Genomic DNA, 10,642 nt, shown 5'->3' with positions numbered 1-10,642 from the left:
GCGCCTGGCGAACGCGTGCGTCGCGCGAGCGGGCCTCCGCGCGCGTGGCCGGCTCCGGTTGCGGATCGGGCACGTCGGGCAACACGTCGACCGGTTCCTCGCGGCGGCCGCGCAAGCGGTCGTAGCACAGATTCAGCACGACGCGATGCAGCCACGTGTCGAACCGTGCCTCGCCTTCGCGCCAGCCCGGCGCCTGTTTCCAGATCCGCAAGAACGTCTCCTGTGCGACGTCCTCGGCTTCCGTGCGGTCGCCGAGCATGCGCGTCGCGAGTGCGAGCAGCCGCGGCAGCTTGCGCGCGACGAGCATGCGCACGGCCGACGCGTCGCGCGCGCCGACCCGTGCGACCAGGGCCGCGTCCGGATCGCCGTCGCTCAACGCGGGGCGCTCCAGCGCATCGCGCGTCTGTGCCGCGGCGCGATCGTTGACGCGCCCGCCGGCAGACTGAAGCTCATCGTCGTGCTCTCCTTGCATGCGCCGCGCCATTACCCGGCCCCGCCCCAGTGGCGGTTCGGGATCGCCGCGCGCATCGCGCACGGCCTCGGCAAGGTCCGTTTCATCGGCATCCGTTTCAGGCTGCATGGCGATCGGGTCGATCGGGTGCCGGCCGCCCGTTTGCGCGAGCGGCGGCCGGCGTGCTCAATATACGACGACCGGCGCGGGCCGGTAATAGACCGGACGCGCCGGCACCACGACACAGCCGGCCAGCACGACAACTGCGGCCGCGAGTATCACCACGGTTCGAAAAGGCATGGCTGCGCCTCATGACGTTGCGGGAAAGCGCCGCCGCGCCGGTATCGGGTGCCGAGCGGCGGCATGCGCATCAGGCCCAGTGACCCGGCACCCAGCACCAGGCCGGACCGCGCGCGGCCCAATGGCCCGGCACCCAGTGATAGCCGACGCGCACCACTTGCCAGTGGCCCGGAATCCACACATAGCGGCCCTGCCGCCAGTGCCAGTGGCCCTGGTCCCACACGTAGCCCGCGCGCGGCGCCGGCATCACTTCGACGCGAGGCGCAGGCGGCGCGTAAGGCGCGACGATGACGGCCTGCGCGAAGGCGGCCGACGCCGCCAGCGCGGCCACGCATGCCGCGGCGAACCGCAATGGAATGGAAAGCTTCATGCAAGACTCCGAAGTAGCGGGTATCGACCGGAAGCGGCCGTTCATGCGTTAAACGGCGCGGGCGAACGGAATCCGTCGCGGTGTCTGCAAATAAATTTCGGTCGGACCTGACGCGCGCCGGCGCGGGCCGGATGCCGTGATGCGCACGCTCGGACAGGCGCCTACACTCGCGCGGGGTTGCCCTGCTGTCACAACCCGGCAAAACTGCCCTTCGACAATGTCTCGCACCGGGATCCCGCTCGTTTCCGGCTCACGCACTGGTCACGCTCGCGCACGGCCAGGCGGTTCCACATCTCGCGTCTCCACTCACGAAAACACCGACCATGTCGAACCAGGACAACTCCCCGATCCAGCCGAACGAGCCAGCCGCGTCCGTGTCGCGTCGCGGCTTCCTGAAACTCGCCGGCGTATCCGGCCTCGCCACCGCCGCGGGTGGCCTCGCGGCAGCCAGGGCCGCCGCGTCGAACCCGGACGGCACGCCCGAACAGGTCCACCTGACGTGGGGCAACGACCCGACGTCGGAAGTCGTGATCTCGTGGGCCTCGCTCGCGTCGGCCGTCAATCCGCGTGCGCGCATCGTCGCCGATGGCGAGCCGGCGCACACCGTGCACGGCGTCCAGCGCCTGTACACCGACGGCCTGAACGGCGAGACGGTATTCGCGTACCACGCACGCGTGCACGGGCTGAAGCCGAACACGCGCTACCGCTACGAGATCACGGCCGACAACGACAGCAACGCCGCGCAGCCGTTCTCCGCGAATTTCTCGACCGCGCCGCGCGGCCGCGCACCGTTCCGCTTCACGAGCTACGGCGATCTCGCGACGCCGAACGGCGCATGGGTGCTGTCGTCGCCGCAGAGCCGCTTCGCGGTGCAGGCTGTCGAGCAGTTCCAGCCGCTGTTCCACCTGCTGAACGGCGACCTCTGCTACGCGAACCTGAACCCTGCGCACCAGCCCGAGGTGTGGCGCGATTTCGGCAACAACAACCAGACGTCGGCCGCGAATCGTCCGTGGATGCCATGCCCGGGCAATCACGAGATCGAGTTCAACAACGGCCCGCAGGGGCTCGACTCGTATCTCGCGCGCTATACGCTGCCGGAGAACGGCACGCGCTTCCAGGGCCGCTGGTACAGCTTCCGCGTGAGCTCGGTGCTGTTCGTCTCGCTCGATGCGGACGATGTCGTGTACCAGGACGCCGCTGCGTTCGTCGGCGGCCCCGCGCCGCTCGTGCCGGCTGCGAGCACGGGCCGCCCGCCGATCGAGCCCGGCACGTCGTTCTACGTGCGCGGCTACAGCAACGGCGAGCAGACGCGCTGGCTCGAACACACGCTGCGTCATGCCGCGCATGACGACGACATCGACTGGATCGTCGTGCAGATGCACCAGGACGCGCTCAGCTCGTCGAAGACGGGCAACGGTTCCGACAAAGGCATTCGCGAAGCCTGGCTGCCGCTGTTCGACCGTTACGGCGTCGACCTCGTGCTGTGCGGCCACGATCACGACTACGAGCGCAGCTACCCGGTGCGCGGCTGCAATCATCGCGCGGGTGTCGATGCGACGACCGGTGAAGTCGTCGAGACGCTGCAGCCGCGTCCGGTCGGCTCGAACGACCCGGACCGCACGACGTTCGACACGAGCCACGGCACGATCCACCTGATCCTCGGCGGCGGCGGCACCAGCGCGCCGCTCGACGTGTATGGCGAGAACCCGGCCACCGGCTTCGCGCGGGCGAAGGTGTTCACGAAGCCTAACCGGCCGGTGCCGGGCACGGCGCCGAACACGTTCGTGCGCGCGCCGGCCGATGCGCTCGAGGATGCGATCTGGTCCGCGCGCCGCGATACGGGCACGGGTTACGGAATTGCGGTGTTCGACCACGACCCGGGCAAGCCGGGCCGGCACACGACGATCACGATGCGCTACTACCACGCGCCGGGCGCCGACCAGCACCCGACCGCCGACTACGAGCTGTTCGAGACGATCGAGCTGAGCAAGAAGCGGCGCGAGCGGTGATCGGGCGGGCGCCCGTTGCGACGGGCGCCTGATGCGGTGCGGTCAGGGCGTGTTGCGGCTTGGCACGCGTTAGACTGCCCGCCTCGCCCACCTGCCCATGAAGATGAGTTTCGAATACCGCATCCACACGATCCCGTCGGCCGACGCGTTCGATGCCATCGCGAATGCGTTGCGGCAAGTGCATGACAACATCGACATCGATCCCGTCCGGCAACAACTTGAAGTCCGTGACGCCTCTGGCAGCTGGCCACTGATCGGCCTGTCGACCGGCGAAGACGGCTTCTTCCTGGTCACGACGCTCGGGCCGACGCGAGACACGATGCTCGACACGATTGGCCGCGCGTTGTCGGCAATCGGCTCGGTTTGGCACATCGACGACGCGTGACGGGTTGCCGCGTGACGCCCATGCTCCCGGATGATCGGCCTCAAGCGCAGGGCTGATCACCGCCGACGCCGCTGCTCGATCTCCGTCACCCCGTTAAACTACGCGCCTCCGTCCGCACTGGCCGTTCCACATGCCGAATGCGCGCGTGGCTCAGGCAGGCGGACCCGAATCACCTGAACTCGAATTTGAATGTTGAAACAGGCAGGAAGCATGAAACGCAAGAACAAGGCCACGCTCGCCGGGCTCGGCGCGGTCTTGTTGTGGGCCTCCGTGGTCGCCCTGGTTCGTGGCGTGAGCGAAAGCCTCGGCGCGACCGGCGGCGCCGCGATGATCTATACGGTCGCATCCGCGCTTCTGCTGTTGACGATCGGCTTCCCCGATCTCAGCAAATTCCCGAAAAAATATCTGCTCTGGGGCGGGCTGCTGTTCGTCGCGTACGAGCTGTGCCTGGCGCTGTCGATCGGTTATGCCAGCAACGGCCAGCAGGCGATCGAAGTCGCGATGGTCAACTATCTGTGGCCGAGCTTCACGCTGGTCGCGGCGATCGTGTTCAACAAGCAGCGCGCCAACCTGCTGGTCGTGCCCGGCGTCCTGCTGTCGATGCTCGGCATCGGCCGGGTGCTCGGCGGCGACCGGGGCCTCGACCCGGCCGGCATGCTGCACAACGTCGCGGACAATCCGCTGAGCTACGGCCTCGCGTTCGTCGGCGCGCTGATCTGGGCCGGCTATTGCACGGTGACGGCGCGCCTCGCCGACGGCAAGAACGGCGTCACGCCGTTCTTCATGCTGGTGGCGCTGGCGCTCTGGATCAAGTTCGCGATCGAAGGCGGCGGCGGCATGACGTTCAGCCTGCATGCGGTCATCTACATCGTGCTGGCGGCCTCGGCGCTGGGGTTCGGCTATGCGGCCTGGAACACCGGCATCATGCACGGCAACGTGACGGTCATCGTCGGCGCGTCGTACTTCACCCCGGTGCTCGCCGCCCTGCTCGCCGCGACGCTGCTGCATGCGCCGCTGTCGATCGAATTCTGGCAAGGTGCATTGATGGTGTGCGGCGGGTCGATCCTGTGCTGGCTCGCGACGCGCGTCCGGCGCCGCGAAAAAGCCGCACCTGTCCGGGTCGGCAACGAAGCGCAGGGCAACTGCCAGGGCTGACGATGCCGGGCGCTTGCGTGCGATGCCTTGAAAGCCCTCCGGCGATCCTGCATACCGCCAATCATTCGCGCTAGCGCGACTCCAGTGCGATACGCACGGCCAGCCCGGCCAGCACCGTGCCCATCAACCAGCGCTGGGCCGACGCCCAGACCGGCCGCCCCGCCAGAAAGCCCGCGATGCCGCCTGCCATGCAGGCAATCAGCCCATTCACGCTGACGCTCACCGCGATCTGCACGCAGCCGAGCGCCAGCGATTGCGCAAGCACGCTGCCGTGCCCCGGCGAAATGAACTGCGGCAGGAGCGACAGATACATCACCGCGATCTTCGGATTCGCGAGGTTCGTGACGAAGCCCATCGTGAACAGCCTGGCACGGCTGTCGTGCGGCAGTTGCCTGACCTGGAACGCCGAGCGACCGCCCGGCCTCAACGCCTGCCAAGCCAGGTACGCCAGATAAAGCGCACCGGCGAAACGCAACGCGTCGTACGCATACGGCACGGCCATCACGAGCGCGGTGATGCCGAACGCCGCGCACACCATGTAGAACACGAACCCCAGCGCGACGCCGCCGAGCGACACCAGCCCGGCACGGCGGCCCTGGCAGATCGAACGCGACACCAGGTAGATCATGTTCGGCCCGGGTGTCAGCACCATGCCGAGCGACACGAGTCCGAAAGCAAGCAAGGTGGGCAAGGCCGGCACGGCAATCTCCTTCGGGACGAAGCGGTCAGGGGCGAATTCGAACAATGTATTGCATCTCGACTGCCCTCGGCTTGAATAAACTTCAAGTCGCCCATGAGCGCTGTTCATCGCTGAAGCCGCTCGTCACCGGGCCTTTCTCGCGCGCGTGTTGACCGCCTTCGCCGCCTTCGCGCGTTGCGCGTCGACGAGCCGCACGAACTCGTCTGCGACCGCGTTGCCGGCCGTATTCCACGACAACCGCACCGATCGATGCAGCCTGGGCGACAGTTCCAGCACGCGGCCGCCGAACGGGGTGTACGTGAGCGTGATGCGCGGCACGATCGACACGCCCATGCCGGCCTCCGCCATCGACAGAATGGTCCGCATCTCGACCACGTTGAACGCGGCCCGCAGCGGCACCCCGCCGCGCGCGAAGTAATCCGCGATCACCGGCCCGCACCCTGCCTTCGAGAAGATGAACGGCGCCGTGGACAACTGCTTCGCCGACACGCTCTTGCGGCCGGCGAACATGCCGTCGGCCGCCACCGCGACAAAATCCTCGTCGAGCAGCGGCAGAGTGTGTGCGAACGTCTTCGTGCCGGCCACCACGCCGACGTCGGCCGTACCGTCGTCGATCCACCCTTCGACTTCGCTGTCCGTGCCTTCGAGCAGCACCGCCGACACGCCCTGGTGCATGTCCTTCAACGCCTCGAGCGCGGGCACGACGAACGCCAGCGACACGCTCGGCAGCGACGCGACCACCAGCTTCCCTTCGAGCTTGCCGCGTGACAGGCTGAACTGCTGGCGCAACAGCTGCGCTTCCCGCACCACGTTCTGCACGTACGGCCACAGGCGTTCGCCCGCCGCCGTCAGGACGACCGGCTGCCGGTCGCGCCACAGAAGCTTGACCTCCGTGAGGTCTTCCAGCTCGGTCAATGCATGACTGATCGCGGATTGACTGCGGCTCAACCGTTCAGCCGCGGCCGTGAGCGACCCGAGTTCGACCACGGCCGCCAGGGCCTGCAACTGGGCCAGCGTCATCGATGCCTCCTCGTTCAAAGATATGAGAACTTCACATGAAGCAACAAACCGTCATGAATTATATTGAACCGCGGAAATGATCACGTCGACGTGCCCCGTGACGCGCCGCGGCCCGTGCCGAATGTCCTTCGCAACGCTCAGGTAAGATGCACCCTCGAACCGCCCATCGATTGCCTGCGGCCCCGGCCGCACAACGGCGCGACGCCACGCGATCGACTTCCGGTTCAAGCCAACCCAGAACACATGCGTGCCAGACACACGCGACCGCCACGTGCGCCATCGACAGCGCTCGCTGCCGGATATGCCGCGACATGCCATTCCATGATGCATTTCAATCTGACTGAAGGGGTGCTGGTCTCCAGCCTGCAGGGGCTCAGCGCGTTCGAGCTGGCCGGTATCGCCCTTGCACTGCTGCTGGGCGGCATGGCCAAGGGGATCACGGGCATCGGCGTGCCGCTGATCGCGATGCCGATACTCAGCCAGTTCCTGCCGATCCGGCATGCGGTGCTGCTGTTGTCGATGCCGATCATCCTCGGCAACATTCCGCAGGCACTGGAAGGCGGCCAGCTGCTGGCAACGGCACGCAAGATCGCCGCGCCGATCGCGGGCACCGTGATCGGCAATATCGTCGGCGTGGCGATCCTGCTGTCGCTCAATCCGGGCCATGCGCAAGCGGCGTCCGGCGCGCTGCTGATCGTGGCCGCGGCGCTGATGCTCGCCGCGCCGAAACTCAACCTGCCGGAAGCATGGCAAAAGCCCGTCGGCTTCGCGCTCGGCTTCGGTGCGGCGCTGATGGAGAGCATTGCGTCGGTTCCCGGCCCGCTGCTCGCCACCTACCTGATTTCGTCCGGCGCGACCGGGCGCGTCTTCACGAAGCAGATCGCGATCATCCTCGTGGTGTCGATCGTCACGCTGGTCACGACGTTCAGCGGCGCCGCGCATGCGAGCGGCGCCGACCTCGCAATCTCGGCGGCGGCCAGCCTGCCGGCGATTGCCGGCATGTGGCTCGTTCGCCCGCTGCGGGACAAGATGTCGCCGAAGATCTTCCGGATGGTCGTGCTGCTGTTCGTGCTCGTCGCGGCATCGCAGATGATCTGGAAATCGGGCGTGTTCCGGCACGGTGGATCGCACGTGACCCAGATGAACAACGCGCACACGGGCAAGAACTGACCGATGGCGCAAAGCCGTCGATCGCGCATGCGTTCTGAAAGCCGCGAAGCGTAGTATTCGCGGACCCGGCGTATCGCCCCGCCCGACGGGCCGAACGATACGTCACCGACTTGGCTGCTCGCTCGCTGATGCCCGCATCGGCGCGGCCACGCTTTCAAAGGCTTGACATGGAAACCTACGTATTGCTCGGCTGCGGACTCGGCCTTGGCCTGTTGATCGCCGTCTGGGGCATCTGGCAACTCAAGTAACGCTTGCCCGCCCCGTCCACGCGAAAGCTATCCGTATGGAGACGGACGGGAAACTGTAGTTTGCATCCGCGTTCGTCACGCAACTACTTCGCACTCCGATTCAGCTATCCGACAGCGTCGGCTACGCGAGTCCGCTTCCGTTCGAAAGCAAACGTGAACGCGCGCCATCGAAGCGCGTGCATTCGGCCTTGAGCCAGTCCGAAAACGCCTCGGTACGCGGATCGTCGGGATGGCGTGACAACAGCATGTAGCGCGCCGGCGCACGCACGTGCCTGCCGAAGACATCCACGAGCCGCCCGCTCGCGATCTCGTCATGCACGAGCGCGCCGCGCCCCATCGCGACACCCTGATGGTTCAGTGCGGCCGTGATTGCCAGGCTGGAGAAGTTGAACTGCGGGCCGTCAAGATCGGCCGCCCACGCCGGACGGACTTCCTCCAGCCACGTGCGCCACTCCACGAACTCGGGCGCGCCGCCCCACGGGGCGGCGTCGTGCAGCAGGACGACGCCGTCCAGCGACTCTCCATGGGCAAAGGCCGGATGCTGCGCCAGATACGCCGGCGTGGCGACCGGAAACAGGATTTCGTCGAGGATAGCCTCGGCATGCAGCCGATCGTATTGCACCGGGTCGTAGCGCACCGCGACATCGATGTCGTCGGTCTCCATGGCCTGGCGATCCAGCACCTGAAACTCGGCCTTCACGCGAACCGGCACGTTCGGCTGCTGCCGGTGAAATTCGGACAGGCGCGGCATCAGCCACTGCAGCGCGAGCGACGGCAGGCAGCTGACCTGCAGCGGGGCATCCGACATGCCGAGCGCCTGAAGCGTGCGATTGATGTCGACGAACGCGCTCGACATCGTCCCGAGCAGGATTGCGCCCTTCTCGGTCAGCTTCAGTCCGCGCGCCTGGCGCACGAACAGCGGATAGCCGAGCCGGTCCTCCAGGTTCCGGATCTGCTGGCTCACGGCGCTTTGCGTCAGGTTGAACGCCTGTGCCGTCTTCGTGAAGCTCAGCAACCGGCCGGCGGTTTCAAAGCAGAGCAACGCACCCAGGGTCGAACCGTCGAGTCGCATAGGTATCAGTCAGGCTAATGGATTCATTAGAAATCGGCGCTTTCGCGCGGGCGTCCCGGATCGTAGCATTCCGGCCACCCCTCACGTTTATCCAGCGCAAGACCGATCCATGACCCTCACGCTCCTGCCCGACGACCTATTAGCTCAACTGCAATCCCGCCATCCTCTACTGTGGCTGAATCCCCTTGCCGGCAGCCCGTTGCCGCAAGACGCGCCGGGGCTCGGCGCCATTGCGATGGCCGAAGCGCGGCTGGCGCGCTGCGAACCGCTGATGGCCGCGCTGTTTCCCGAACTCGCGGCGAGCGCGGGAAAAATCGAATCGCCGCTGATGCCGGCAGATAACCTGCCGCGCATGCTGTCGCTCCCGGCAGACGCACACGGCGCCTGGTTCATCAAGCGCGACGACGCGTTGCCGATCGCCGGTTCGATCAAGGCGCGCGGCGGCTTTCATGAAGTGCTCGCGCTCGCGGAGTCGATCGCGATCGAACACGGGTTGCTCGAACCCGCGGGCGACCGGCGGATCCTCGCATCGGCCGCCGCACGCGAACGGTTTGCCACGCACACCGTCATCGTCGGCAGCACCGGCAATCTCGGCCTGAGCATCGGCGTGATGGCCGCCGCGCTCGGGTTCGAATCGGTCGTGCACATGTCGACCGACGCGAAGCCATGGAAGAAGGCACGCCTGAGAAAGCGCGGCGTTCGCGTGATCGAACATGACGGCGACTATGCGCAAGCCGTCGCGGCCGGACGCGCGCAGGCACGCGATCAGCCACGCAGCCACTTCGTCGACGACGAAGGCTCGCTGATGCTGTTCCTCGGCTACGCGGCCAGCGCCCGGCATCTCGCCGCGCAGCTCGCCGACGCGGGCCGCCGCGTGGACGCGGCGCATCCGCTCTTCGTCCATCTCCCGTGCGGGGTCGGCGGCGCACCGGGCGGCATCGCGTATGGCCTCAAGGCACTGTTCGGCGAGCACGTGCATTGCTTCTTTGCCGAGCCCGTCGCGTCGCCGTGCATGCTGGTCCAGCTGGCCGCCGGCCCCGGGAAGCCCGTGTCCGTCTACGACGTGGGGCTCGACAACCGGACCGAGGCCGACGGCCTGGCCGTCGCACAGGCATCGCACCTCGTCAGCCCGCTGATGGCGTCGCTGCTGTCCGGCGTGTTCACCGTCAGCGACGCGCAGCTCTATGCCCAGTTGCTCGCGGTTCAGCGCGCGACGGGCGTGGAACTCGAGCCGTCGGCCGCCGCGGCCGTCAGTGGCCCCGGCTGGCTGACGGCGTCCCCGGCCGGCCGCGACTACGTGCATCGCCACGCGATCGACCTGCGCCGGTCGACGCACGTCATCTGGGCGACGGGCGGCTCGCTCGTGCCGCCGGAAGAGCACCGACGCTTCCAGTCGCATGCGAAAGCGCTCGCCGATGCCGCAGTCAACACGTGACGCTTCGGGGCAAGCGTTCAGCCCCGCTCCCGAAGACGCGTTAGACTGTCCCGATGGAACAATGCCGTTATTGCCAGAGAATCCGCGATGAATGGGATTGCCACGGTGACGAATGCCGCCGGGCAATCGCCAAGGCGCTGCGCCGGCAGCGCGCGGGCCTGCCCATGGTGCCCGATCGCATCCGCAACGAACTGCCGTCCGGCGCGCCGACCCAGCAGGTGATCGCCGTGCTGTCGCGCCAGCGCCTGCGCGCGCGCCGCGGCAACGAGGAACGCCGGGAGCGCAAGGAAATCGACGACGACGTCTGATCCGGCAGCGTCGCAGTGC

Annotated in this window: 11 protein-coding genes; 6 read left to right on the top strand and 5 right to left on the bottom strand. The window is 67.3% G+C overall.

Annotated features, from left to right (window positions below; genetic code table 11):
* The coding region (locus G3N98_RS24245) for an RNA polymerase sigma factor (RefSeq protein ID WP_206149432.1) at positions 1-580 on the bottom strand (580 nt) is incomplete at its 3' end.
* 241 nt (positions 581-821) lie between these two features.
* Positions 822-1,121 carry a YXWGXW repeat-containing protein gene (locus tag G3N98_RS24240; protein WP_206149431.1) on the bottom strand — a complete coding sequence of 100 codons (300 nt, stop codon included), beginning with the start codon at positions 1,119-1,121 and terminating at the stop codon, positions 822-824.
* A 323-nt stretch (positions 1,122-1,444) separates the two neighbouring features.
* Here G3N98_RS24240 and G3N98_RS24235 point away from each other — a divergent pair, with 323 nt between their 5' ends.
* The 3 genes from G3N98_RS24235 (at position 1,445) to yddG (ending at position 4,670) form a co-directional block, all read left to right on the top strand.
* Entirely contained in the window at positions 1,445-3,130 is a 1,686-nt protein-coding gene (locus tag G3N98_RS24235; protein WP_206149430.1) for a metallophosphoesterase family protein, read from the top strand.
* Positions 3,131-3,227: 97 nt separating this feature from the next.
* Positions 3,228-3,515 (top strand): hypothetical protein, encoded by a 288-nt coding sequence (locus tag G3N98_RS24230; protein WP_089475008.1) that lies wholly within the window; start codon positions 3,228-3,230, stop codon positions 3,513-3,515.
* A gap of 210 nt (positions 3,516-3,725) precedes the next feature.
* On the top strand, positions 3,726-4,670 hold the full coding sequence (yddG, locus tag G3N98_RS24225) for an aromatic amino acid DMT transporter YddG (protein WP_206149429.1): 945 nt from the start codon (positions 3,726-3,728) through the stop codon (positions 4,668-4,670).
* 70 nt (positions 4,671-4,740) lie between these two features.
* Here yddG and G3N98_RS24220 read toward each other — a convergent pair whose 3' ends face one another.
* A complete protein-coding gene (locus G3N98_RS24220) occupies positions 4,741-5,370 on the bottom strand; it encodes a LysE family translocator (protein ID WP_206149428.1) in 630 nt (209 codons plus the stop codon).
* 123 nt (positions 5,371-5,493) lie between these two features.
* A complete protein-coding gene (locus tag G3N98_RS24215) occupies positions 5,494-6,390 on the bottom strand; it encodes a LysR family transcriptional regulator (RefSeq protein WP_206149427.1) in 897 nt (298 codons plus the stop codon).
* Between the two features lie 321 nt (positions 6,391-6,711).
* Between G3N98_RS24215 and G3N98_RS24210 the strand changes: the two genes are divergently transcribed.
* Entirely contained in the window at positions 6,712-7,560 is an 849-nt protein-coding gene (locus G3N98_RS24210; protein ID WP_206149426.1) for a sulfite exporter TauE/SafE family protein, read from the top strand.
* A gap of 369 nt (positions 7,561-7,929) precedes the next feature.
* Here the strand turns inward: G3N98_RS24210 and G3N98_RS24205 are convergent, their stop codons facing one another.
* On the bottom strand, positions 7,930-8,880 hold the full coding sequence (locus G3N98_RS24205) for a LysR substrate-binding domain-containing protein (RefSeq protein ID WP_206149425.1): 951 nt from the start codon (positions 8,878-8,880) through the stop codon (positions 7,930-7,932).
* A gap of 109 nt (positions 8,881-8,989) precedes the next feature.
* On the opposite strand from G3N98_RS24205, the gene G3N98_RS24200 reads away from it, so the two are divergent.
* The gene (locus G3N98_RS24200) at positions 8,990-10,315 is read left to right on the top strand and encodes a D-serine ammonia-lyase (RefSeq protein ID WP_206149424.1); all 1,326 of its coding nucleotides are present in this window, start codon (positions 8,990-8,992) and stop codon (positions 10,313-10,315) included.
* 53 nt (positions 10,316-10,368) lie between these two features.
* Entirely contained in the window at positions 10,369-10,623 is a 255-nt protein-coding gene (locus G3N98_RS24195; protein ID WP_027791787.1) for a hypothetical protein, read from the top strand.
* The last annotated feature ends 19 nt before the right edge of the window (positions 10,624-10,642 follow it).

It is taken from the genome of Burkholderia sp. Tr-20390, from assembly GCF_017104595.1.
Taxonomy (GTDB): domain Bacteria; phylum Pseudomonadota; class Gammaproteobacteria; order Burkholderiales; family Burkholderiaceae; genus Burkholderia.
This window is presented reverse-complemented; position numbering and strand designations above follow the sequence as displayed.

Excerpts from the sequence above, each read along its gene's own strand:
- G3N98_RS24240 (WP_206149431.1), bottom strand. The coding sequence starts at position 1,121 with ATGAAGCTTTCCATTCCATTGCGGTTCGCCGCGGCATGCGTGGCCGCG.
- G3N98_RS24235 (WP_206149430.1), top strand. The coding sequence starts at position 1,445 with ATGTCGAACCAGGACAACTCCCCGATCCAGCCGAACGAGCCAGCCGCG.
- G3N98_RS24230 (WP_089475008.1), top strand. The coding sequence starts at position 3,228 with ATGAAGATGAGTTTCGAATACCGCATCCACACGATCCCGTCGGCCGAC.
- yddG (WP_206149429.1), top strand. The coding sequence starts at position 3,726 with ATGAAACGCAAGAACAAGGCCACGCTCGCCGGGCTCGGCGCGGTCTTG.
- G3N98_RS24215 (WP_206149427.1), bottom strand. The coding sequence starts at position 6,390 with ATGACGCTGGCCCAGTTGCAGGCCCTGGCGGCCGTGGTCGAACTCGGG.
- G3N98_RS24210 (WP_206149426.1), top strand. The coding sequence starts at position 6,712 with ATGATGCATTTCAATCTGACTGAAGGGGTGCTGGTCTCCAGCCTGCAG.
- G3N98_RS24205 (WP_206149425.1), bottom strand. The coding sequence starts at position 8,880 with ATGCGACTCGACGGTTCGACCCTGGGTGCGTTGCTCTGCTTTGAAACC.
- G3N98_RS24200 (WP_206149424.1), top strand. The coding sequence starts at position 8,990 with ATGACCCTCACGCTCCTGCCCGACGACCTATTAGCTCAACTGCAATCC.
- G3N98_RS24195 (WP_027791787.1), top strand. The coding sequence starts at position 10,369 with ATGGAACAATGCCGTTATTGCCAGAGAATCCGCGATGAATGGGATTGC.